19 protein-coding genes are annotated in these 23,274 nt (G+C 65.5%); 2 read left to right on the forward strand and 17 right to left on the reverse strand.

Annotation, left to right across the window (positions count from 1 at the left end):
- Positions 1–15 precede the first annotated feature (15 nt).
- The 9 genes from aspS to QN315_RS02235 all read right to left on the reverse strand — a co-directional run bounded on the left by aspS (position 16) and on the right by QN315_RS02235 (position 9,758).
- On the reverse strand, positions 16–1,887 hold the full coding sequence (gene aspS, locus QN315_RS02195; protein WP_323991310.1) for an aspartate--tRNA ligase: 1,872 nt from the start codon (positions 1,885–1,887) through the stop codon (positions 16–18).
- 141 nt (positions 1,888–2,028) lie between these two features.
- Complete coding sequence (gene mtnA / locus QN315_RS02200) at positions 2,029–3,126, reverse strand: S-methyl-5-thioribose-1-phosphate isomerase (RefSeq protein ID WP_323991311.1); 1,098 nt, start codon at positions 3,124–3,126, stop codon at positions 2,029–2,031.
- 289 nt (positions 3,127–3,415) lie between these two features.
- Positions 3,416–5,953, reverse strand: coding sequence for a TonB-dependent receptor domain-containing protein (locus tag QN315_RS02205; protein ID WP_323991312.1), 2,538 nt, complete (start codon positions 5,951–5,953; stop codon positions 3,416–3,418).
- A 50-nt stretch (positions 5,954–6,003) separates the two neighbouring features.
- Positions 6,004–6,447 (reverse strand): hypothetical protein, encoded by a 444-nt coding sequence (locus tag QN315_RS02210; RefSeq protein WP_323991313.1) that lies wholly within the window; start codon positions 6,445–6,447, stop codon positions 6,004–6,006.
- The gene (locus QN315_RS02215; protein WP_323991314.1) at positions 6,444–6,887 is read right to left on the reverse strand and encodes a cytochrome c; all 444 of its coding nucleotides are present in this window, start codon (positions 6,885–6,887) and stop codon (positions 6,444–6,446) included. The genes QN315_RS02210 and QN315_RS02215 overlap by 4 nt, the downstream gene beginning before the upstream one ends.
- Entirely contained in the window at positions 6,884–7,423 is a 540-nt protein-coding gene (locus QN315_RS02220) for a methylamine dehydrogenase light chain (RefSeq protein WP_323991315.1), read from the reverse strand. The genes QN315_RS02215 and QN315_RS02220 overlap by 4 nt, the downstream gene beginning before the upstream one ends.
- Positions 7,424–7,493: 70 nt before the next feature.
- Positions 7,494–8,087 (reverse strand): methylamine dehydrogenase accessory protein MauD, encoded by a 594-nt coding sequence (gene mauD / locus QN315_RS02225; RefSeq protein WP_323991316.1) that lies wholly within the window; start codon positions 8,085–8,087, stop codon positions 7,494–7,496.
- 1 nt (position 8,088) lies between these two features.
- Positions 8,089–8,643: a MauE/DoxX family redox-associated membrane protein gene (locus QN315_RS02230; protein ID WP_323991317.1), complete on the reverse strand. Its 555-nt coding sequence runs from the start codon at positions 8,641–8,643 to the stop codon at positions 8,089–8,091.
- A complete protein-coding gene (locus QN315_RS02235; RefSeq protein WP_323991318.1) occupies positions 8,643–9,758 on the reverse strand; it encodes an amine dehydrogenase large subunit in 1,116 nt (371 codons plus the stop codon). The genes QN315_RS02230 and QN315_RS02235 overlap by 1 nt, the downstream gene beginning before the upstream one ends.
- Positions 9,759–9,946: 188 nt before the next feature.
- Here QN315_RS02235 and QN315_RS02240 point away from each other — a divergent pair, with 188 nt between their 5' ends.
- Positions 9,947–10,867, forward strand: a complete 921-nt coding sequence (locus QN315_RS02240; RefSeq protein ID WP_323991319.1) for a helix-turn-helix transcriptional regulator — start codon at positions 9,947–9,949, stop codon at positions 10,865–10,867.
- A gap of 30 nt (positions 10,868–10,897) precedes the next feature.
- Here QN315_RS02240 and htpG read toward each other — a convergent pair whose 3' ends face one another.
- The 4 genes from htpG to QN315_RS02260 form a co-directional block, all read right to left on the reverse strand.
- Entirely contained in the window at positions 10,898–12,745 is a 1,848-nt protein-coding gene (gene htpG / locus QN315_RS02245; protein ID WP_408904678.1) for a molecular chaperone HtpG, read from the reverse strand.
- 202 nt (positions 12,746–12,947) lie between these two features.
- The gene (locus QN315_RS02250) at positions 12,948–13,589 is read right to left on the reverse strand and encodes an NUDIX hydrolase (RefSeq protein WP_176640827.1); all 642 of its coding nucleotides are present in this window, start codon (positions 13,587–13,589) and stop codon (positions 12,948–12,950) included.
- 54 nt (positions 13,590–13,643) lie between these two features.
- Positions 13,644–14,357, reverse strand: a complete 714-nt coding sequence (locus QN315_RS02255; RefSeq protein WP_323993772.1) for a hypothetical protein — start codon at positions 14,355–14,357, stop codon at positions 13,644–13,646.
- A complete protein-coding gene (locus QN315_RS02260; protein ID WP_323991321.1) occupies positions 14,357–15,721 on the reverse strand; it encodes an NCS2 family permease in 1,365 nt (454 codons plus the stop codon). The genes QN315_RS02255 and QN315_RS02260 overlap by 1 nt, the downstream gene beginning before the upstream one ends.
- A gap of 319 nt (positions 15,722–16,040) precedes the next feature.
- On the opposite strand from QN315_RS02260, the gene QN315_RS02265 reads away from it, so the two are divergent.
- Entirely contained in the window at positions 16,041–17,438 is a 1,398-nt protein-coding gene (locus tag QN315_RS02265; protein ID WP_323991322.1) for a GGDEF domain-containing protein, read from the forward strand.
- A 12-nt stretch (positions 17,439–17,450) separates the two neighbouring features.
- Here QN315_RS02265 and QN315_RS02270 read toward each other — a convergent pair whose 3' ends face one another.
- The 4 genes from QN315_RS02270 to QN315_RS02285 all read right to left on the reverse strand — a co-directional run bounded on the left by QN315_RS02270 (position 17,451) and on the right by QN315_RS02285 (position 23,250).
- Entirely contained in the window at positions 17,451–18,575 is a 1,125-nt protein-coding gene (locus QN315_RS02270) for a site-2 protease family protein (RefSeq protein ID WP_323991323.1), read from the reverse strand.
- A 147-nt stretch (positions 18,576–18,722) separates the two neighbouring features.
- On the reverse strand, positions 18,723–18,896 hold the full coding sequence (locus QN315_RS02275) for a hypothetical protein (RefSeq protein ID WP_176639388.1): 174 nt from the start codon (positions 18,894–18,896) through the stop codon (positions 18,723–18,725).
- Positions 18,897–19,171: 275 nt separating this feature from the next.
- Positions 19,172–19,624 (reverse strand): cellulose biosynthesis protein BcsD, encoded by a 453-nt coding sequence (gene bcsD, locus QN315_RS02280; RefSeq protein WP_323991324.1) that lies wholly within the window; start codon positions 19,622–19,624, stop codon positions 19,172–19,174.
- Positions 19,624–23,250 (reverse strand): cellulose synthase subunit BcsC-related outer membrane protein, encoded by a 3,627-nt coding sequence (locus tag QN315_RS02285; protein WP_323991325.1) that lies wholly within the window; start codon positions 23,248–23,250, stop codon positions 19,624–19,626. The genes bcsD and QN315_RS02285 overlap by 1 nt, the downstream gene beginning before the upstream one ends.
- Positions 23,251–23,274 lie beyond the last annotated feature (24 nt).

The raw sequence follows: 23,274 nt of genomic DNA on the forward strand, positions 1-23,274 counted from the left end.
CGTCACGCCGCGCGCCTATTCGCCCGCCTTCCCGCCACTCGCATTCACAGGGCTCGCCTTCACATCGCTCGCCTGCGCATCGCTCACCTGGCCCCCCTTGGACGCGGCCGGCTTGGGGCGCGGCAGGTCCAGCGCCAGCGACAATTCCTTCAGCCGCTCGGGCGGCACCGGCGCCGGCGCGCCCATCATCAGGTCCTCGCCCTGCTGGTTCAGCGGAAAGAGAATGACCTCGCGGATATTCGGCTCGTCCGCCAGCAGCATGACGATCCGGTCCACGCCCGGCGCCGACCCGCCATGCGGCGGCGCGCCATAACGGAAGGCATTCAGCATGCCGCCGAACCGGGCCTCGACCTCGCTGGCCGGATAGCCGGCGATCTCGAAGGCGCGGATCATCACATCCGGACGATGGTTGCGGATCGCGCCCGAGGACAGTTCGACGCCGTTGCACACGATGTCGTACTGATAGGCGGTGATCGTCAGCGGATCCTGGCCGTTCAGTGCCTCCAGTCCCCCCTGCGGCATCGAGAACGGGTTGTGCGAGAAATCGATCTGGCCGGTTTCCTCGTTGCGCTCGTACATCGGGAAATCGGTGATCCAGCAGAAGCGGAACGCATCCGTCTCGATCAGGTCCAGCTCGGTGGCGATTCGGGTCCGCACCTGGCCCGAGAATTTCACCATTTCGTCGCCCTTGCCGGCGGCGAAGAACACCGCATCGCCGTCCGCCAGCCCCGTCGCCTCGCGAATCGCCGCGACGCGCTCGGGCTCCAGGTTCTTGGCGATCGGCCCCTTGCCGCCCTCCGCGTCGAAGATGATGTAGCCCAGGCCGCCCGCCCCGGCCTCGCGCGCCCAGGCATTCAGCTTGTCATAGAAGGCGCGCGGACGATCGCCGGCCCCCGGGGCGGGGATCGCCCGCACCGCGCCGCCGTCGGCGACGATGCGCGCGAACAGGCCGAAACCGGACTCGGCGAACGCCTCGGTGACGTCCGAGATCAGCAGCGGGTTGCGCAGGTCGGGCTTGTCGCTGCCATAGAGCTTCATCGCCGTGGCATAGGGAATCCGCTCGAACGGCGCCGCGCTGACGGTGCGCCCGCCGCCGAACTCGCGGAACACGCCCTCCATCACCGGCTCCAGCGTCGCGAACACGTCTTCCTGCGTCGCGAACGCCATTTCGAAATCAAGCTGGTAGAACTCGCCCGGCGACCGGTCGGCGCGCGCCGCCTCGTCGCGGAAACAGGGCGCGATCTGAAAATACCGGTCGAAACCCGCGACCATCGCAAGCTGCTTGAATTGCTGCGGCGCCTGCGGCAGCGCATAGAACTTGCCCGGATGCATGCGCGCCGGCACCAGAAAGTCGCGCGCCCCCTCGGGCGAGGACGCAGTCAGGATCGGCGTCTGGAACTCGACGAAGCCCTGCTCGGTCATGCGGCGGCGCAGGCTGGCGATCACCTGGGCCCGCAGCATCATGTTGCGATGCACCTTCTCGCGCCGCAGGTCGAGATAGCGATAGGTCAGGCGCAGATCCTCGGGATAATGCTCATGTCCCGCGACCTGAAAGGGCAGCACCTCGGCCGCCGACTGGATCTCGACCGCGCGCGCGCGCAGCTCGATCTCGCCGGTCGGCAGGTTGGGGTTCCGGGTCGCCGCATCGCGCAGCACGACCTCGCCCGTGATCGTCAACACGCTCTCGACGCGCACCCGCTCCACGACGTCCAGCACCGGCGATCCGGCGGGAATCACGATCTGGGTGATGCCGAAATGATCGCGCAGGTCGATGAACAGCAGGCCGCCATGATCGCGCTTGCTGTGCACCCAGCCCGAGAGGCGGGCGGTCTGCCCGGCATCGCTGGCCCGAAGGGCGGCGCAGCTATGGGTACGGTACGCGTGCATGGTCTTATCCTGTGTCACCTGATCAAAGACGGGGCGCACAGCACCCCGTCCGGACGAAGGCGGAGGAAGCCGGGCCCGGCGCCCCCTGTCAAGGCCGGACCGGCTTCCGTCCCGCCATGCCCGCCCGTTATGCCGGCCTCGTTACGCCTGTTCCGGAAACAGGCCGGCCAGCCCGTCCCGCGAGGCATCGCAGCAGCCCCGCTCGGTGATCAGCCCGGTCACCAGCCGCGCCGGGGTCACGTCGAACGCCGGATTGGCCGCCCCGCTGCCCGGGGGCGTCAATTGCACGGTCTCGATCCGTCCGTCCGCCGTCCGTCCGGTGATCGCCGTCACCTCCGCGCCGCCGCGTTCCTCGATCGGAATCTCGGCCAACCCGTCTTGCACCCGCCAGTCGATCGTCGTCGACGGCAGCGCCACCCAGAAGGGCACGTCATTGTCCTGCGCGGCCAACGCCTTCAGATAGGTGCCGATCTTGTTCGCCACGTCGCCGCTGCGGGTCACGCGGTCGGTGCCGACGATCACCATGTCGACCATGCCGTGCTGCATCAGGTGCCCGCCGGCATTGTCCGCGACCACCGTATGGGGCACGCCGTGGCTGCCCAGTTCCCACGCCGTCAGCGACGCACCCTGGTTGCGCGGACGTGTCTCGTCCACCCAGACATGCACCTTCAGCCCGGCATCGTGCGCCATATAGATCGGCGCCAGCGCGGTGCCCCAATCGACGGTGGCGATCCATCCGGCATTGCAATGGGTCAGGATGTTGACCACCCCGTCCGCCCCCCGGCGCGCCGCAATCTCCTGGATCAGGCGCAGCCCGTGACGGCCGATGGCCTCGTTCTGCGCAGCATCCTCGTCGCAGATCCGCCCTGCCTCGTCATAGGCGGCGGCGACGCGTTCGGCGGCGGGCAGCGGGCGCAGCCGCGCCAGCATGCGCTCGATCGCCCAGCGCAGGTTGATCGCCGTCGGACGCGTCCCGGCCAGCAGTGCCGCGTCACGCTCCATGGCCGCGTCGCCGGCATCGGCGCGCAACGCCAGCGCCAGGCCATAGGCCGCGACCGCGCCGATCAGCGGCGCGCCGCGTACCTGCATCGTCACGATGGCGCGGGCCACCTGGTCCCGTTCGGTCAGGCGCAGGATGTCCAGCTCCCACGGCAGGCGGGTCTGGTCGAAAATATGGACCGACCAGCCGTCCTGCTGATCCACCCACACGCTGCGATAGGGTACGTTGCCGATCTTCATGCCGCCGAGTTCCGTTGATCTGGAAAGCCGCGCAGGGAAGCACCGGCGCAATCGGTTTTCAACCCCGCGCAAAGCAAGGCGAGACGGCCGCAAGGCTCCGTCCGCCTGTGCCGGGCGTGCCATCGCCAAAAACCATACCCCAACGGACAGCACGCTACCAGGAAAAACCCCGGATGTGCCGCGGCAAAACCCGTGCCGGCAGGCAGATATCGTCAGCCGGCACCGGCGCTGGAGCAGATCCCGTTCAAACGGAATCGTTTGAACGGGTGAAGATGCTCGATAAAATGCCCTAGAATTGGGCGGAAACCGTTCCGAAATATTGTCTCGGCGCCCCGATGAACAGCGTCGGATAATCGCCGGAAACTGGGAAACCGGAAATGCCCAATCCACCGATATAGGCGGAATTGAACAGGTTGGTGACGCCAAAACTGACCTGGACATGCTGGGCGAAGCCGATACGCCCGAAACCATAGGTGCCGGAAAGACCCGCCACCCAGTAGGACGGCACATAAACATCGTTGACATAGGAAAGCGGGCGTCTGCCGGTATACGTCGCGTTGAAATTCACCTGAAACGTCCCGTAGGTGTACGACGCATTGGCTTTATAAATAAACCGAGGATACGCGACCTGATTTTTTCCCTTCAAACTGACATTCGCGCCTTCATAATTAATATCGCCCCGGTACTCGGCGTCCGTGTAACTGGCCGTATTGAGAATTTCCAGACCGGCGACGGGGCGGATCGTAACCGAGGCATCTCCGCCATTGACTTCCTCACGTCCCGCATTGACGAATGTGCTGATCGGCTGAAGAGGCGAGCCCGCTTCGGTATTCAAGAGACGATTATAATAATCGACATGATAGATATCGGCCGTGACGTCCACAGCCCTGCTTCCATAGCGGTAGCCGATGACATAGTTCCAGGTTCTCTCCGGTTTGATATCATTCCTGTTTTCCAGAAACTGCTGTTGATTCCCCACGGACCAGGCGCCGCCATTGCCAAGAAACCACGGGTTGTACGTATACGCGCGCATGTTTTCGGCAATGTCCAGGTAAAGCTCGTTATATGGATTGATCCGGTAATTGATGGAAAAATGCGGAAGAAACGCATTGGACGCCGTAAGGGACCCATCCGGCAGCGCATCCTGCCCGGTCAGGTCGGGATCGTTCTGCTTGGCGCCACCATATGTCGTCTGGAGAACAGAGCGAAATCCCGCGGCAATGTGCAGGTTCCGAAATATCTCATAGGTATCCTGCAAATAGTACTGAAACGTGTTGGAATTGAACCGGTCATCCAGTTCCTCGGCGAACGGGTCATGGAACGGGCCGAGCGGATTGCGCGGCGGCCCCTCTCCAAGCAAGGGCTGCTGATAGAGATAGTTGGGAAAGGAAAAAGAATTATTCTCGTACCAGGTGCCGGTTTTCGCGACATTTCTCCCGATCTCATAAGTCAGGGCTTCGGTAAATCCGATTCGCCGCATGTCGGGCTTGCCATCCACCTGCGCGAACGGCGCGCCGTTCGGGGACGCAAAGGGCTGGGTCGCTTCATAGTCGCCATTTGACAATTGACTATAGAGAATAGTCTTCGAACTGAGACGCGACGTCAGGTGAAAATCGCCGATAAGACCCATGATGTCGTTTTCCTGGGTCTGCGCGCCGTCCAGATAGGTCGCATTCGCTTCATCGGACGCATTCCCAAGAGCCTGATAGGCGGCCGGATAGATCCCCAGAGCCGCATTATAGGCAACCGCATAGTTGGGGTAGAGATAATCCAGACTCGTCCCGAACGTCCGGAACATATTCATATCGATATTAAGATAATTAAACTGACGGAACGATGACCAGTTGAAAAGGGCAGTAATTGTCCCGATATCGCCTACGGGCTGTTCCAGTTTTGCGTTGACCTGCTCCTCCAACTGGCTGCCATACCCTTTCCATTTGTCATTGTCCGTCCGGGCCATGGACACGAAAAACTTGGTACCGCTCGCGTTGAGCTTTCCACTGTCGAGGCGCACGAAGGTCCGGACGGCATTATTGCTTCCGAACATCTGCGTGGCGCGTCCCCCCATCCGGTCATCCGGATCGGCCGTATGGAACTGGATGGCCCCACCCAGATTCTGCAACGACGGCACATCGACCGCGCCGCCGCCCTGCGACACGCTCATGGCCACGATATTGTCCTGAATCGCGGCCTGGTCCACGCTCAATCCGTTATATTGAAGAAATCCCTGGTCACCCATGGGAATTCCATCAAGCGTTCCCGCAATCTGGCTTTGGTCGAAGCCGCGAATATAAAGCGTATTGGCAGCGGTATCGAGGCCGAAAGCGTCGTCCGAGGCAAACGTCACCCCCGGGGTCGTGGCCGAGAGGATCTTCAGCGGACTGGTTCCCGACACGAACTGGTCCATGACGTGCCGCGTGACCATCGCCTCCGCGCCATGCGACCGGAAACGGGACGCACTGACCTGGATCGTCTCGTCCTTGAGCGATATGCTCTCCGCCGCGGGCGAGGAGGCGGCGCGCCGGACAGGATGGGCACGCGCCTGGCTATGGGCCCGCTTCTGATACGGTCTCACGACGTCGGGATCGGCGGCAAAGGCCGACAGGCTGACGGATGCCGTCAACAGAAACGCAAGGCCGAGCGGCGCTGGCCGGCCGAGCACCCTGTTTCGGGCAAGGCCGCGACCAGGGCGCGCGACAATTCCGTGTTCGTCCATTCGCGCAGATCGGCCGGACGTCACACAAGAGGTAAGAAAAAACGACTTGGTCATCATTGTTTTCCTGAATACGTAATCCGATTCAAGCGTGATGCCTGCACGATCGCCCATGCCGTCAGTCCGTAACGGGCAACGCTGCCGGTCTGCGGACTGATGGCGTCCTACGGCCAGGGATAGGCGGGAAGAGCGACGCCGCGCCGCTTCAGCAGCGCCGCCAATTTTCGCCTGTATTCCACCAGGTTTCCGATATCTTCTTTCCGAAGCGCGGAAACTTCCTGCGGAGAGAACGATCTGTAATCCCGCCCCAGCGATGCACCCGCGAAACTCTTCATGATATAATTCATGACCTCCGCGATTTCCCTGTCATCCAGGCTCGACCCGATCACGCCCGGAACATGCATCAGATAGGATCGCCCCTCGGGCAGGTCCGCGAATACGCCGACCTGCCCGACGAAATTCGGAATTCCACCGGATATTTCTCCCGATCCGTCGGGAAGATGGCAGCCGGAACATTTCAGCAGATAGCGCGTGCGCGCCGACGGTTCCGCCAGCGCGTTGCCCGAAAAAAGCAGGATCGCGGCCAGAAGGACGGATTGGCGTCTCATTTGACCGCGGCCGCACGCATTGCCCTGATCTCCGAATGGGACAGCGGCTTCCGACGAAGGGCTGCAAGCAGATCGGCCGCCACATGCGCGTCCGCGCCATTCAGGCCGTCAAGGACATAGGTCGCGACGGATGCCAATTGCCCGTCGCTCAACTGCGATTGCGGCGGCATGGCGAGACCCTCATATCGATTGCCCTGCGCGTCGATCGTTCCGTTCAGGCCGCTCAGCATGACCGCGGCGATATAGCGCGCCTTCGCATCGCCCAGCCCTCCCCATAATGCGCGATCGGACAGCGGCGGCGCGAGACCCGGCTGCCCCTGTCCCGACGCCTGGTGGCAACCCGAACACGTCTCGAGATAGAGCGCCTTCCCCTCATCGCCGGCGAAGGCCGGCGATGACGACGCGATCGCGATCATCGCGGAGAGAAAGCGCGTTCTCATTCCGCCAGCCCGACGACGATGGCGACCGTACAATGGACCCCCTGCTGACCGTTGGCGACGCACCAGCTCGATTCACTGGCCAGGCCCATGCGATAGCCCGGACGGTCGCGCTCTTGCCGCGTGCAGCTATCCCCGCATTGGCCCGCCTTCCCGCAACAATCGTTGTATGAAACAAGATAATCCTTGTTGTCCCTGGGGTTGCGGCACGTGCCGACCCAGGCCACCTTCGACGGCGTGGTTCCCGGCGGGCACTGGGTCACGCTGCCGCCGCATTTGCTGCAAAGGCCGCCATGCAGCGAGCAATAGCGCCAATACTGGCAATCGTCGGGAATCGTGCCGCCCACCTGCGGTTCCGCGGCATGGGACACACCATTCGAATTGTCATAGGGCAGCATCGGCAGGATGGCGCCGCCGACGAAGATTGTCCCCGCCTTGTGGAGCAGGCTGCGGCGTCCGGACATGCTGGCGATACGGCGCATGCCGGCCTCGGCCAGGCCATCCATCCATTCAACCCAATTATCGACCCGCTTGGCCATCCGGTGGAACTCCTTTCATGTTTCAGATCATGGACTGTGACAGGGGATACGGTTCTGAAAATTCTTGTTTCTATGCCGCCGGTTGCGCGTCGAGATAGGACTGGATAGAGCCGAATTTCATCTCGAATGCGTTGAACAGGCTGTCGAACTGTTCACGGCTGTTGATCAGCCCCTTGGCACGAATGATGCCGTCCCGGTCGAGCAGGACCGCGTACGGAAGACGCGCGACCCGATAGGCAATCCCAAGCTCGGCCGAGACCACATAAGGGTAGCTCCCCAGGCCGGCTTTCTCGATGAACCGCGCGTGCTGCGCGCGCTCTCCGTCGCTGGCCAGCACCACGTCCAGCCAATTGCCTTCGGCCTTGCGGATCGACTGGATGATGGGAAGCAACTTCTTGCAGACGGGACAGGTCGGAGACAGAAAGAACACCAGGGTCGCGCGCGTTGTTCCACGCCCGATGACGGTCGTGCCGCCCGTCAGGCTGGCAAGGGTGAAAGGGGGTGACTGCTGGCCGACGGCAGGGCCCGAATCGTTCACCAGCGCGCCCATGGGCGCAATGCGTTCGAACAGAATACCCACCTGCCGGCCCAGCGCGAGCAGGCAGAGCGCGAGCGCCACCAGAAGAAGGACGATGACCGCCAGGATGAAAATGATAAGCGTCATATCAGGTTCTCACGAATCCGCCGTCTTGCCGCGTAAGACGGGCCAATGATGAATTGGCAAGAATCTGCTCTGCGAGCAGGAACACGATCCAGAACGAGACTCCGCAGAGAACGGCGATTCCGGAACTGAAAGCGTCAAATCCATGCGATGGATACGCCATCGCGACGCCGATGATTGCCATAAGAAGACAATTTCGAATGACCAACGACCAGGACAGATGCTGGACCGCGCCACCACATCCGCATTCGATATCGGTATGTCCACGAACGATATTGACCGCCATGCCGAGGGCGTAGGCCGCCAGCAATCCGCCGGCCAGAGCCAGCCCGAAAATCCGGCCGCCAGGGACGACCTGAAGCAGAACCACCAGCAGTTCAGCCGCTACGAGCACGCCGCAGGCGACAGACAGAAACCGTTCCGGAATGATCCGGTAATCCGCGACATAACCGGTGAATACGGCAAAGTCGAAGAGCTTGTGCCCACCCGCCCGCAGGAAGACGAGCAGAATGAAGACAACGAGAGAGAGCGACAGGTCCGATGGGGCGCCGGCATGCATTACAGATCGCCCATGATCATCGTGGCGAAGCCGAAATCCGTATGCTCGGCCGTCTTGCTGAGAGAGAAACCGTGTTTTTTATCGGCGGCATATTCCTCGATGAGATTCTTATCCATATTCAGGCCGTAGAGGATCGGCTTTTCTCCCGTGCTGACGGCGATCGTTGAAATATCGTCCACCGGAGAGCGCGAAAGCAGCGTCCTGCGCGTCAGGTCGTAGGCCCAGATCTGCTTGCCGCCACGATGATGCGTACCCTCATGATGATTGGGATACATCGGGACGAACAGAACATTATCGGCTGCGTTGTAGCCGAGGACACCATAGCCCGAAGTGCCCCAGTTGCCGGGAATCCCCCGCGTCAGGCTGGTGACGCTGACGGTCCTGATCACGCCGCCCTGGTCCGACAGCCGATATATGTTGGCATTGTAGGAAATGAACAGCAGGTCCCCGCCCGCCCGCGCCGACGCCAGATAAATCGGGTCACTATCGACGTCGAAGATCTTTTCGCTTCTCCGTGACGTAAAGGTCGAACCGTCCGCCCCCAGGGTGAACGTCATGAAGCTGCCATCGGTGCAGATGGTGGAAAAACCATGCCCCTGAAGGGCAGGATAGATGCCATAGCAGCCCGGCTGCGGTATTTCCTGCAGAACCTTGTCGTTTACCAGATCGACGACGGTAACGGACGTCGCCGGGGTCGCGTTCTGGACATAGATGAACTTTTCATCCGCGCTCAGGCGCAGTTGCGCGGCATCGGGGGTATATTGCGTGATCTTGAATGGAAGGCGGATTTCCTTCGTTACCGTATTGGTGGGTACGTCGAAGATCTGAAGGACGTCTTCTCCGGTTCCATAGGTAATACGGCTGAAGAAGCTGGACGCCATATAGGCGGTATTCCCGTCGCGCGAGAGCGTGGACAGTCCCCACCCACCCCCGCTGACACTCCCTTTCAGGGTCAGGTCCCGCGCCGAATAGATGTACAGCGTGCTGCTCGCCATCCCCATCTGGTTGACGACGACATTGGGGCCCGGCGACATCCTCGTCTTGACCGAGACGGTTTCGGGTACGAACGATGCGTCATCGGCATGAACGGCAACGGGAAACAGGGCCAGGAACATCAGCCACGAACCGGCGGTGATCATTTTACTCATCAAAATCTCTCTCCGCGACTGCATTTTTTTGTGGGTAGCAGGTCGGGTGAGAGGGCAATATCCAGCTTCGTAAATTTAATTGCACAATTATTGTGCATTCGATACGTTGCTCATATGAAATGGTGAAGGGCGCGAAAATGTCACAGAGTTTCAGGATGCAAAGGTTCGCCGATGCGTCCGAACAGGAGACGGCCCTGCCAGGCTGGGAACAGCGCTACATGCAACTGGGGAGAGGTGCGTTCGAGGGCGCGGTCAAGATCGCGTCGTTCGGGCATGTCTCGATCATCGAGGAGACGATGAAAGTCTCCATCGGTCAGACCACCAGTCCCCCACCGGACAGTATTGCCATCGTGCTGCCGCTCCACGCCAGCGGCGGCGGGTTGATCAACGGCCAGCAACGCCACGACAAGGCATTCCTCCATGTCGGGGGGCATGAAATCACCGCGGTCGGCAAGGAAGATTGTCACGCCTATTATATTCTGATCGAGCGGGTGGCGCTGCCGGAATTCGACCCCCGAAGATTCAGTGGCGTCATGCCGGTATCCGCCTATCCGGAAACGCCCTACATGGCGGGCTGGCTCGCGGCGCTGATGTCGGCCGCGTCGGATACCGCCCAGCGCGCTCCGGGACAGCTCGACACTATTATCCCCGGTCTCGTGACCGACCGCGTTTCAGAGATGGTGTCATATGCCGGTCGCGGCGCGGATCCCGCCCCCCTGCGCGGGACGTTCGCATATAGCGTTTTCTCCCGGGCTCGCCACGTCATCGACGAATCCGACGAAACGTTCCTCTCCGTCGCCGCCATTGCGCAGCAGATCGGTATCCCGGCCTATATTCTCCGATCCGCCTTCCAACAGGTAACGGGCATGACACCGCGCGCGTGGCTGCGCCAGCGGGCCCTGGACCGCGCCAGACGCGCCATGCTGGCACCCGATCTGGCACGGCGGGGCGTATCCCATATCGCGATGGAATGCGGCTTCTTTCATCTCGGGCGCTTTTCGGCCTATTACGCCGAAACATTCGGCGAGCCGCCGGCCAGGACGATCCGGAGAGTCATGGAAGGGCGCGCGGCCTAAAACCGCGCCGCCCCCCGAAAAGCCATCGAATCAGACGCCGGCCCGGGCCAGGGTCGCGGTCAGGCGGCTGGCGAAGCCCGCCGGGTCCTTGGGGCTCTCGCCGTCCTGGATGCGCGCCACATCCAGCAGGATCAGCGCGACGTCATCGATCGCCTCGCCCCGCGCCACCCGCGCCGCCAGGTCGCGGATCAGCGGATGGGCGGCATTGATCTCCAGCACCGGCGCCAGGTCAGGCACCGCTTGGCCGCTGCGGCGCAGCAGGCGCTGCAACTGCAGGTCCGGCCCCTGCGCCGACGCCGACAGCACGACCGCGCTGCCCACCAGCCGGTTGGTACCCCGCACCTCGGACACCGCCTCGCCCAGCGCGGCCTTCAGTGCCGGCAGCAGCGCGTCCAGGTCCGCGCGGGGCGCGTCGTCCTGCGGCGCCTCGAACTTGTCCAGGTCGGCATGGGCCTGGCTGATGCCGCGCAGTTCCTTGCCCTCGAACGTGCCCAGCCGGTCGGGCCAGAAGGAATCGACCGGATCGGACAGCAGCAGCACCTCGATCCCGCGCGCACGGAACCCCTCCAACTGCGGCGAGGCCGGCAGCGTGCCGGCATTGTCGCCGGTCAGGTAATAGATCGCCTCCTGCCCGTCCTTCATCCGCGCGACATAGTCGGCCAGCGTGGTCAGCCCCTCCTGCGTGCTGGACCGGAAGCGGGCCAGACCGGCCAGGTCGGTGCGGTATTCGGCATCGTCCCAGATCCCTTCCTTCAGGACCGGGCCGAAATTCTCCCAGAACCCGGCATAGGATTCGGCGTCCTTCGCCCGGCTGCGCAACTCGTTCAGCACCCGGTTGGTCACCGCCTTGCGGATGCGGGCCAGCACCGGGGTCGCCTGCAGCATCTCGCGCGATACGTTCAGCGGCAGGTCCTCGGTGTCCACCACCCCCTGGACGAAGCGCAGCCAGGACGGCAGCAGCCCGGCCTCGTCGGTAATGAACATGCGCCGGACATGCAGCCGCACCCGGCTGTCGCGCACCTGCTCGCCGAATTCGAACGGGCGGCTGCCGGGGATGAACAGCAGGGCGGTGAATTCCAGCGTGCCCTCGGCATGCCAGTGCAGGGTCGCCCACGGCGTGTCGAAATTATGGCTGACATGCCGGTAGAAATCGTTCAGTTGCTCTTCGGTCAGCTCGGCGCGCGGCTTGCGCCACAGGGCGGTGCCGGCATTGGCCGTCTTGTCCTCGCCGTCGCGGCGGATGGTGATCGGCCAGGCGATATGGTCGGCCCATTTGCGCACGATCGCTTCCAGGCGCCAGGCATCCAGGAACTCGTCGGCATCCTCCTTGATGTGCAGGACGATATCCGTGCCGGGCCGCTCGCGCGTCGCGGGGCTCAGCGTAAAGCTGCCCTTGCCGTCGGACGACCAGCGCCACGCCTCGTCGCTGCCGGCGCGGCGCGACACGACGTCGACATGGTCCGCCACCATGAAGGCGGCATAGAAACCGACGCCGAACTGGCCGATCAGGCTCGGGCGTTCCTCGGGCTTGTGCTTGGCCAGCTCCTGGCCGAAGGCACGGGTACCCGACCGCGCGATGGTGCCCAGGTTGCGCGCCAGCTCCTCCTTGCTCATGCCCGCGCCATCGTCGCTGATGGTCAGGCGGCGCGCATCCTTTTCCGGATCGATGCGGACCTTGGCATCCTCCGGCAGGGTGCGGGCGGCATCGGTCAGGGCCTCGAACCGGCGGCGGTCGGTGGCGTCCGCGGCATTGGCGACCAGTTCGCGCAGGAAGATCTCGCGTTCCGAATAAAGCGCATGGACCACCAGGTCGAGCAGCCGCCCGACCTCGGCACTGAATTCATGCTGCTCGCCCCCTGTCGTCGCCTGTTCGACCATCTCGTCCTCTTTCCGCTGGATCATCATGCTTCCGGACGGAATCGCCCGAAGGCACGATGATGATTGCCAAAACAAATACTTAAGGTGGGATGATTCCAGCTCCCTGAAATCATCCCGCTCCAAACACAAAACCGCCGCAGCATATGTGCCATGAAAGGCACGATTTCAATCTCCTGCGGCCCGAACGTCCGCGCCGCGGCGCCTATTCGAAATCCGTCGGCAGCGCCGGATCGTGGTAATGGGCGAACATGCGCGCGACCTGCCGCGGCAGCACGCGCCCCAGCGACAGGTCGGCCGGAACGGCATCCCGGGCGAACCAGCCGACGCCCGAGGTCTCGATGCTGGTCGCCGGCGCGCCCCCGGCCAGGTCGCATACATAGAACAGCTTGGCGCAGGAAAACGGGGTGGCGGGATGCCCCTGGCGCGTGCGGTCCCACAGCGCGGCCAGCTTGCGCACCCGCGCGACATAGCCGCTTTCCTCCCGCACCTCCTTCACCGCGCTCTCGGCCGGGGTGACGTTCACGTCCGCCCAGCCGCCCGGCAGGGTCCAGCGTCCCCCATCCAGCGTCTCGCGCACCATCAGCAGACGCCCGGCCCCGTCGAACACGGCGGCCCGCACATCGACCTTGGGCGTGGCATAGCCCTCCTGCGCGGCGAACAGATCCTCGATCCGCCGGACCGGGGCACCGGTATGGGCCGCCATGACGCGCGCGGCCAGCGCCCGCAGCATCTCGTAGCGCTCGCGATCATAGGGATCGCGGGTGAAGGCCAGGCCGGTCTGCGCGATCGCCTGGATCTCGCGCCCCCAGACCAGCCAGTCCGGCTCGACGTCCCCGTTCGACATGTCCGCGTTCCTCCTTATACCCCCCCTTTATGCCCCCTTATACCCCCGGCGCGCTCAGCGCGGCGGCGGAAAATCCAGCATGGCGGCGGTATAGGTTTCGACCACCTGGCTGAACGGCATCCCGTCCTGGCGATACAACAACGCGCGATGGCGCAGGATCGCGGCGGGGATGACGATCCGGCCCTGTTCCGCCGGCGGCAGCCTGTGCATTTCCCAACCGTCCGGCAGCGGCGCGAACAGCCTCATGCTGTCCAGGGTGCGGCGGGTGAAATGCAGGTCGGCCACCGCATGGCCGAACGCCGTGTCGGTCCGTTCCAGCAGCGCGTTCATCGCCGGGGTCAGCCGTGCGGGCACGTACCAGTTATCGGCCACCGACAGCACACGCGACCCGCAGGCCAGTTCCACCCGGCGATAGGCGACCGGCTCGTCGGGCCCGACCGCCAGTTCCTGCCGCTGGGCGGCGCTGGCGGAACGAAAGACGCCCGGCACCCGCCGCGCCACGACGCGGGGCACGGCGGCCAGCCCGTGCTCGCGGCACCAGCCCTCCAGCGTCAGGGTCGCGCTGGGATGCGACAGCAGCCGCGCGTCCAGCCCCTCCACCAGGGCCTGCAGCGCCAGGCGAGACTGCGCCGTGTCGGGCCATTCCCGGTCCCCGGCCCGCGCCGGCCCCGCCGCCCCAACCCCGCCCCCGATCGCGACCATGACCCCGATCGCGACCATGACCCCGACCGCGAAACCGGTCCCCAGCCTGCCCGCCGCGCGCGCCATCACGAATGCCCCCCCATGCCGCTGGCCAGCACCAGATAGACGACGAACACCGCATCCAGCGCCAGCAGGATCGGCGTCACCTCCGACCAGCGGCGCGCGGCCACCGCCAGCGCGGTATACAGCAGCAGGCCCAGCGCCAGGCTGACCATGAAATTGCCGGTCATCACGGTCACCAGCACCATCAGCAGCGGCGCCAGCACGCCGCCCGGTTCGCCGTCATCGGCCTTGCCCATGTCGGACAGCATGCCCAGCCCCACCAGGACCAGTACCGGCGCCGTCGCCAGCGCGGGCACCGCGGTGATGATCGGCCACAGCACCGACGCGGCCAGGAACAGCACGGCGGCGGTCACCCCGACCAGCCCGGTCCGGCCGCCGGCCTCGACCCCCACCAGCGATTCCAGATAGGCCGTGACCGTCGAGGTCCCCAGCACCGCCCCGGCCACGCTGGCCGCGCCGTCGGCGGCGAAGGCCGCGCGCCCCAGCACGGGCTGGCCGTCCTCGACCGTCAGCCCGGCCCGGCGCGTCACGGCCATCATCGTGCCCGTCGCATCGAAGAAATCGCCCAGGAAGAAATACAGCGTCACCGGCAGAACCAGCCCGATATGGGTCAGGAACCCGTGGAAATCGAACGAGAACAGCAGATGGGCCGGATAATGCGGCCATTCGATCCAGCGATCCGGCAGGCGCGTCACCACGGTGCCGTCCGGATGGTGGACGAAGCAGCCCGCCACCGTCAGCACGACGATGGACAGCAACATCCCCGCCGGCACGCGCAGCATCCGCAGCGCCCCGGCCAGAAACAGGCCCGCCGTCGCCAGCAGCACGGCGGGGTCGCGCAGCGCGCCGAAGGAAAATCCCTGCGCCCCCGCCACCGCCAGGCCGCCGCTGACCATGCCGATATGCGCGATGAAGGCGCCGATCGCGCAATGGATGCCGTTGCGCACCGGCACGGGGAAGCCCATGACGATCTTCTGCCGCCACCGGCTCAGCGACAGAAGCACGAAGGCCACGCCGCCGATCAGCACCATGGTGAAGGCGACCGGCGGCGCGATGCCCATCTGGGCCACGACGACCTGGGCGAAGATCAGGTTGCTGCTCATCGCCGGGGCCAGGGCGATCGGCAGGTTGGCCATCACCGCCATCAGCAGCGACCCGCAGACCGAGGCGGCGATGGTGGTCATGATCATGTCGTGCCGGTTCAGCCCGGCCAGCGCCATGATCGCGGGGTTGACGATCATGATATACGCCATCGCCCCGAACGTGGTCAGCCCGGCAACCAGTTCCCGCACCACGGTCGACCCCCGACGCGTGACGTGAAAGGTCCGATCGATCCAGCCATGAACCCCCGCGCCGTCCTGCTTCACCCGTCCCTGCCCCCTCTGCGACTGTCTTCCGGCCCGCGGGCCGTGTGCGGCGCGACTGTCCTACCGCTTCCGTTACGATGCAAGAGCGCCGCGCGCGGACCGGCGAACCTTCGCTCCATGACCGCCCGATCGCCGGACCGGCCCCTGGCTGGTATCCCGCCCCCGAAATTCATATGATGGGTTGCGGAAATCAGTACCCATCTAAGCATTTGATTTAATTTGAAGACTACCAGGACGACAGAGTGCCCGATTTGACGATTCAGTATGTTTTCCGAAATATTTTCCCCACACCGGCCATGCCGGCCGGGCGGAATCAGGCATGAAGGGCGAATCGGCTTCGACCGCCGACGCCGCGCTGCAGCACGTCTTCGCCGCGACGTCGCCCGCCGCGCGCCAGGTGGTTCACGACCTGGTCCGGGACCACACTCCGGCGCTGGTCGCCGCGTTCTACGCGCATTTCACCGAACATGCCGAGGCAGGCGGCTTTCTGGCCGACGCCGCCACGACCGACCGGCTGCATGCCTCGCTGGCGCGCTGGCTGGGCGAATTATTCCCGGCCGCGCCGCCCGCTCCGACCCGCCTGGTCGAGGCCCAGCGCCATATCGGGCGCTTCCACGCCCGGGCCGGGATTTCCGTCGCCCTGGTGTCCGAAGGCGTATCGCTGATCCAGCGCGCCCTGATCCAGGCCCTGGGCACGCGGACGCTGGACCATGACCTGTTCACCGACGCGGTCATCTACATCGTCGGCACCCTCTCCGGAGCGATGGGGCTGATTTCCTTCACCTATTGGCGGCACCGCGAGCGCACGGCGGCGGCCGACACCGCCTATCGCCTCTTCGCGCTGAACCAGGACCTGTCGCGTGAGGGCGAGACCCAGAAGGCGGCGCTGATGGCCTGGAGCTACGACGTGCTGCGGACGATCTGCGCCGCCCGGACATCCGACACGCCGCGGCCCGCCGGGCTGGCCCGCTCCGAATTCGGCCTATGGGTGACCCACAAGGTCGGATTGCTGTTCGACGGCACCGCGATCGTCCCCCATCTGACCGGGCTGATCGCCCGGATCGACCAGGACAGGCTGCCGGCGATCATGCGCGCCGTCACGGCGGGCGACGACATGTCCGCCCCTCTGGCGGCGCTGCATGCCGATGTAACCGAGATCATGAACAGCCTGGACATGCTGTTCCGCAGCAGCCGCAACGGCGGCGATGCCGCCGACCCGCTGACCCGGGTGCTGAACCGGCGCTTCCTGCCGTCGATCATGTCGTACGAATTGCGGGTGGCCAACCAGACCGGCCGGCCGCTCGCCGTGCTGTTTCTGGACGTGGACCATTTCAAGCACGTCAACGACACCCACGGCCATGCCGGCGGCGACGCCGTGCTGCGCGCCGTCGCCCGGGTCGTGGAAGAATCCTGCCGGCCCAGCGACATGGTCTTCCGCTATGGCGGCGAGGAATTCCTGATCGTGCTGGGCGACACGGACGGCACCCGGATGGCCCAGACCGCCGAGCGCCTGCGCCGGCAGGTCGAAGCGACCGCCGTAACCATGCCCGACGGCACGACCTGCCGCATGACCGTGTCGATCGGCGCGGCGCTCTATTCCGGCCATCCGGATTACGAACACCTGCTGCGCCGGGCCGACGCGGCCCTGTACCGGGCCAAGAAGAAGGGCCGCAACCGGACCGAGATCGCCGAGGCCGAACCGCTCGTGGTGGCGTAGCACCCGGCCCCGTCAGGCCGCCGCCCGGTCACCCGGCGGCCGGGCCGGGCCGACGGGCGGGCGGTTGTTCACGCCATGGGTCAGCATCACCTCGCCGATCGTATCCGCGGTAATCAACCCCATCAGCCGGTCATCCGGGCCGACCACGGCGACCGCGGGCGGGTTGGGCGGCTCCTGCAGCAGGCGCAGCGCCTCGGACAGCGGCTGATAGGGATGGATGGCGGGAATCGCAGGCACCATCGCATCCGCCACCGCCCCGTCGGGACCGTCGACATGCAGCCGCGCGACCAGGGCGGATTGGGTCAGCACGCCCCGCAGCCGCTCCTGCCCGTCCATGACCGGAAAGACCGGCTGGGCCGTCCGCACCAGGGCATCCGCCGCATCGCCCAGCGTGGCCGACAGCGGTAGGGCCTGATAGCGCGTCATCATGGATTCACCCGCGATCAGCCCCTGCGCGACCTGGCGCAACTGCACCATGTGGGACTCGGCCGCGGCGCCCAGATAGACGAACAGCGCGATGAACAGCAGGATCGGATTGCCCAGCAGTCCCAGAAATCCCAGCCCGATCGCCACCCCCTGCCCGATCGAGGCCGCAACCTGCGTCGCATGGACGAAGCTCATGCGATAGCCCAGCAGCGCGCGCAGCACCCGCCCGCCATCCATCGGAAAGGCCGGCAACAGGTTGAACAGCAACAGGAACAGATTGACCGTCGCCAGGCGCGCCACCAGGTTCCCGGTCCCGAACGCCCCCGCCGCCGCGGCCAGGCTGGGCCGGGTGCCGGTCGCCGTGAACAGCACCAGCGCGATCACCAGGTTGACCGCCGGTCCGGCCAGGGCCACCAGCAATTCCTGGGTCGGGTTTTCGGGCATCCGCGCCAGACGCGCGACGCCGCCGATCGGCAGCAGCGTGATGTCGGACGTGCTCACCCCGAAATGTCGCGCCATCAGGATATGGCCGAATTCGTGCAGGACCACGCAGACGAAGACCAGCAGGATGAAGACCACCCCCTGCCAGGCCGCATCGGGACCGCCCTGCGCGCCGGCAACCATCGCCACCCAGAGCAGAAGCAGAAAGAACGTCACATGCACCCGAATGGCGGTGCCGGCGACGCGACCCAGTGGGATCGACCATGTCATGACGGCGCTCCGAAGGGCTGGGCCCCATGCGTGGGGCCTGTGCCCGCAACGCGCCGCAAGGTCGCCGGTTCGTGCCCGCCGGACTATTCACTGCCGCCGGACCAGCAGCCGGCCACCCATAGCCGGCCACCCGTCACATCACGCGGGCTATATCCAGCGCCACAGGCACCACGCGAGATAGCCGATCACGCCCCAGATGATTCCGGAAATAACAAGCCATATGACGAGTGCCCGGTAAAATCCGCCCGACGGCATGATTTTTTTCTGGATCAGGCGACCGAAACCCGCATCCCAGCGAATATTCTGGCTGAAACTCGACATGGCAATTCCTGCATCCACGAAGCGTCGTTTAAATGAATTTTGAAAATTCTTGTAGTAATCTTGGAATGCGCAATCAGGCTCCGCTGCCCGAAAAGTCCACGGCCACAATATCGCCGCATTGTTTGGAATTTGCAAGCAAATGAAAAGAAACCAATTTTGCACCGTTCAGACCGGCGCATATGCGCCGGCAAGGCCCCATTTTCAATGGCCATGAACCTTCCCGCCGCATTAAAGCGGCGTTCCGCCCTCCCGCCCCGCGACGCCGCTACCGGGCCTCAGGCCCGGCGGGCACCATGGTCCCCCGCACCAAATTCCAACGTCAGAAGATCGTCCGCGGTTTCCTGATCCGGCTGCCAGATGATGCCATAGCCGGGCTGGGCATCCGGCTGGCGACCGATCCAGGTTTCATAAAGCCCGGCCAGGCAGGATGCCAGCCAAAACCCCGCCGGCGCACCGGCCGACCCGATACGCGGCAGACCGACATGGCGAATACGCAGTTTTTTCCGGGCCGTATCGACGGCCAGCGTCGCCCGCCCCCACCCGAGTAGCGCCAGATGCGCATTGATTTCCAGTTCCAGCGCCTCGACCGTTTCGCATGGCGGCAGCGTCAAGCGCCCCGCCATGCTCGCGCCGACCTGGCGCAGGAAACGATCCCGCGCCTCGGACCCGACCTGCGCGTCGAAACCGGCCGCGAATTCGCGCAGGAAGAAAATCATGTCGGAAGACATCAGCGGCCATCCTCGAAGGAATAATGAATGGACAGCCCGGCCGTCGTTTCGTTCCAAGGGCCGGCTTTCTGGTAGAGCAGATCGCCGGCGACACGCAGCACCGGGGTCACCTGATAGGACAGATGCGCGTTCGCCCCCCCGACCAGGCCCGATGACGACCGGCCGGGCGACAGGGCTCCGGCCGGATCGCTGCCGTCCAGCACGGCCTGCAGGACGGGGCTGGTCGGATAGAACAGGGCGGAACGGGAGTGATAGGATTGGAAGCCGAGCGACGCGCCGGCATTCCACGTCCATTGGCCACTCTGCCCCGCATATCGTACCGGCACAAGCAACGAGACAAAGGATTGCGGCGAGAAATAACCGCCATTACCATAAGTAAAAAGATACTGGTTGTTGTTGTACCGGAACCAGGTGAGATCCACACCCAGCCGCACGGCATTGACCGTGTCCTTGTACAGGGACACGCCGCCCCCGCCGCCGGCCTCGTACTCGATATTGTCCGGCGTGCCGTGGCCCTGCAGATAGGCGAAGCCGCCACGAAGATAGAAATTCATCAGCGGGTCGCCATATTCCAGCTGACTGTTCAGCCGGTTCCGCACCACCCCGCCCCAACTCCCGCCGACCGCGCTGTCATGCAGGCCGGCATAGGACAGAATGCTGTCCGTGGCCGCCCGTCGCTCGGCCGTCACCCGCAGGCGCATCGTGCTGGTCAGTTGCGGGCTGAACGACAGGCCGCCGAGGATGTTGGTTTCGCTGAACCCCAGGGGCGACGTGCCCAGATCCAGCGTCAGCCACCGCCACGCATAGGCGACGTTCAGCCCGGCGCCGACCGCGTCGCGGCGGCGCATTGCGGCGGCGTAGTCGCCGGTCAGGGCCGTGACCCCGACTTCGCGCAGGCCCTCGATGTAATCCATGCTGCCGGTGCCGGTCGAAAGGACCGCCGGGGTGACCGATGCCGTCAGGCGCCCCGGGCCGACCGGGAACGCGGCGGACATCGCCAGGTCGCCTTCGGTCAACTGGTTCAGACCGGTCCCCGACCGGGTGCGATAGACCGGGCCGATATCGACGAACGGCGCGTAATCCCGGGTCGTGCTGGCGGCCTCGCTGTCGATGGCGCGCAGGACCGGGTCCTGGCTCTCCGCGCCACCGGATTCCGCGCGCCGCGCCGCCGTGCGGAACGGGTTGTCCAACGGAATGCCATCCCGCGTGCCGGCACCATGGCCGACCTGCTGCAACCGCAGGTCCCGCGCCCGCGCAAGATCCCCCAGGCTGGCCGTCCAGTTGCCCCCCGCCCGGTGAATGACCGCCGACGCCAGCCAGGTCCGCGGGTCCGAGGGCGCCTGCTCGGTCATCTCGCGCAGTTGGGCCTCGGCTTCGTCGAGGTCATCCGCCTGCAGCGCGAGACGCACGACGCTCAGCCTGGCATCCAGGTCCGAAGGATCCCGCGCGGTCACGGCACGCGCGATGGACAGCGCCATCGCCGGCTGATTGCTGGATTGATAAAGCCGCGCGAGCGCCAGCCGAGCGGCCGCGCTGGGCTGGGTTTCGGTCAGCGCCGGCTGCAGCGCGTCGAACGCGTCGGCCTGCCGCCCCTGATCGTTCAATTGATCCGATGCCAGGATCGCCAGGCCCGTCCGCAGGCTGCGCAGGGCCGCCAGGTCATCGGCCCCCAGAGAGGACTCACCATGGCCGGCCATGGTGAGTCCTTCCAACATCTGACGGGCATGCCGCGAATCCTGCATGCGCATGTAAACCCCGGCATAGGCCAGGCGCTGGCGCGGCGTCGGGGGATAGGACGCCTCCAGGAACGCCTCCAGAATGCTGCGCGCGCCGGCGGCATCCCCGCGCGCCAGCAGCGCGTCGGCGACCAATCGTCCCCGGGCGCCATCGGGATCCCGGCCGCGATGCGCCATCTGCAGGAAATAAAGTCTCGCTTCCGGCAGGTCGGGCGGCGCATCGGCGACCAGTTGCTGGTCTTCGGCCCTGGCCGCGATGCGCTGGATGTCGGGCGGGCGGGCCCCACGCGGCAGGCGCTGCAGAAGCTGCCTGACCGTCGTGAAGTCGTCGGTCTGGTTGGCGAAATAGATCGCGGCCTGCAACGCCGCGATGCCGACGCGCCCATCGGGCGACGACAGCGGCGCCATCACCTCCGCCGCTTCGGCGCGGTCGCCCGCTTCCGTCAGCGCCTGGGCCAGGCGCAGACGGATCCACGGGTCCTGCGGCTGGTCCGCGACGCCCTGGCGCAGCAGGCCGATGCGATCATCCAGCGTCGGTGCCTGCCCGGCCCGGGCCAGCAGATCGGACTGCGCCATCTGCCGCACGAAGGCCGGCGACAGACGCCGCAGCCGCTCCGTCAATGCCGCGGCCTGCGCCTGGCGGCCGGAGGATTGCAGGATCTGATAAAGCCCCTGCAAGGCATCCAGATTGTCGGGCTGCGCCTGCAGGACATGACGATAGAGCGTCTCGGCCCGGCCGATATCGCCACGCCGGCGGGCAATGTCGCCCTGAAGGGCGACCAGCCCGATCTGCGTCGGATCCGCGGCAAGCGTGCTGTCGATCAGGGATTGCGCATCGGCATAGTGCCCCAGCGCCATCAGGCGATGCACCTGGCCGTACGCGCCCGAGACCGTGGCGCCGTTCAACGCGTCACGCCATTTGGCGGCCTCCACCGGACCGGCCTGGCTGGCGCGCGACAGCAGGTCGCGGGCTTCGTCCGCCCGGCCCTGGCGCATCCGCGTCACGCCCAGGCCGCCCAGCGCGTCGGGATCGTTGGGGCTGCCGGTCAGGGCGTGCATGAAATGCGCGGCGGCGGCATCGAGGCGGCCGGCATTCAGATCCTCGAAACCCTGCGTCCTGTCCTGCGCCACGCCCTGGGGCTGCGCGGCCCGCGCCTTGCCCCGCACGGTGCCGATTTCGGTATCGCCGGGATCGAGCCGCAGCCACGCATCGTAGTACGGCACGGTTTCGGGCGCCTCGGGCAGCCAGAGCAGAGCCGTGCGCCAGGCCCTGCGGATGGCCGCGCGATCAGGTGCGGACAAGCCCGGCAGCCCGTCCAGGCGCTGCAGGCGGGCCAGCCCGCCGAGACGGGTGGCATCACGCCAGGTCAAGACCTGGGCATAGGCGATCTGCGCCGCGACGTCGTCCGGATCGGCGGCGACAAGGTTGCGCAATCCCGTCAATCCCTGGTCGCGATAGCCCACCGCGCCGGCCAGGGTATGGTAATATTCCAAGGCATATTGCGGCGGCGGACCATCGGGGAACAGGCGCCGGTATCCGGCCACCGCCGCACTGGTCTGGCCGCTGCGGGCCGCCGCGCGGATTGCTTCAAGCGCGTCGCCCGCGCCCCCCTGCAGGCGCAGGGCCTGGTCCAGTTGCCGCGTCTCCTGCGCGGCGGGCGCCACATCGTGCAGCAGCGCCGCCATCCGGCGGGCCAGATCGGGATCGCCCATACGCAATGCCAACTGGCCCGACAGCGCGATCGCGCGCGGGTCGCGCGGCGCGACCTGCCGCGCCTGGCCCAGCGCCTGCTGCACCTGGTCGTACCGTCCCTTGTCGAGCCAGTATTGCGCCCGCTGGATCAGGATCGTCACCAGCGCGCTTTCCTGTCCCGCCTCGGTCTGCCCCATCCCGGCCTGCCCCGCCGCAGCAGC

Origin of the sequence: Nguyenibacter sp. L1 (assembly GCF_035199985.1) — a bacterium.
Lineage (GTDB): Bacteria > Pseudomonadota > Alphaproteobacteria > Acetobacterales > Acetobacteraceae > Gluconacetobacter > Gluconacetobacter vanlangensis.

Bases quoted from the DNA above. Each gene is read 5' to 3' on its own strand.
- aspS (WP_323991310.1), bottom strand. From the start codon at position 1,887: ATGCACGCGTACCGTACCCATAGCTGCGCCGCCCTTCGGGCCAGCGAT.
- mtnA (WP_323991311.1), bottom strand. From the start codon at position 3,126: ATGAAGATCGGCAACGTACCCTATCGCAGCGTGTGGGTGGATCAGCAG.
- QN315_RS02205 (WP_323991312.1), bottom strand. From the start codon at position 5,953: ATGGGCGATCGTGCAGGCATCACGCTTGAATCGGATTACGTATTCAGG.
- QN315_RS02210 (WP_323991313.1), bottom strand. From the start codon at position 6,447: ATGAGACGCCAATCCGTCCTTCTGGCCGCGATCCTGCTTTTTTCGGGC.
- QN315_RS02215 (WP_323991314.1), bottom strand. From the start codon at position 6,887: ATGAGAACGCGCTTTCTCTCCGCGATGATCGCGATCGCGTCGTCATCG.
- QN315_RS02220 (WP_323991315.1), bottom strand. From the start codon at position 7,423: ATGGCCAAGCGGGTCGATAATTGGGTTGAATGGATGGATGGCCTGGCC.
- mauD (WP_323991316.1), bottom strand. From the start codon at position 8,087: ATGACGCTTATCATTTTCATCCTGGCGGTCATCGTCCTTCTTCTGGTG.
- QN315_RS02230 (WP_323991317.1), bottom strand. From the start codon at position 8,643: ATGCATGCCGGCGCCCCATCGGACCTGTCGCTCTCTCTCGTTGTCTTC.
- QN315_RS02235 (WP_323991318.1), bottom strand. From the start codon at position 9,758: ATGTTCCTGGCCCTGTTTCCCGTTGCCGTTCATGCCGATGACGCATCG.
- QN315_RS02240 (WP_323991319.1), top strand. From the start codon at position 9,947: ATGCAAAGGTTCGCCGATGCGTCCGAACAGGAGACGGCCCTGCCAGGC.
- htpG (WP_408904678.1), bottom strand. From the start codon at position 12,745: ATGGTCGAACAGGCGACGACAGGGGGCGAGCAGCATGAATTCAGTGCC.
- QN315_RS02250 (WP_176640827.1), bottom strand. From the start codon at position 13,589: ATGTCGAACGGGGACGTCGAGCCGGACTGGCTGGTCTGGGGGCGCGAG.
- QN315_RS02255 (WP_323993772.1), bottom strand. From the start codon at position 14,357: ATGGCGCGCGCGGCGGGCAGGCTGGGGACCGGTTTCGCGGTCGGGGTC.
- QN315_RS02265 (WP_323991322.1), top strand. From the start codon at position 16,041: ATGAAGGGCGAATCGGCTTCGACCGCCGACGCCGCGCTGCAGCACGTC.
- QN315_RS02270 (WP_323991323.1), bottom strand. From the start codon at position 18,575: ATGACATGGTCGATCCCACTGGGTCGCGTCGCCGGCACCGCCATTCGG.
- QN315_RS02275 (WP_176639388.1), bottom strand. From the start codon at position 18,896: ATGTCGAGTTTCAGCCAGAATATTCGCTGGGATGCGGGTTTCGGTCGC.
- bcsD (WP_323991324.1), bottom strand. From the start codon at position 19,624: ATGTCTTCCGACATGATTTTCTTCCTGCGCGAATTCGCGGCCGGTTTC.
- QN315_RS02285 (WP_323991325.1), bottom strand. From the start codon at position 23,250: ATGGGGCAGACCGAGGCGGGACAGGAAAGCGCGCTGGTGACGATCCTG.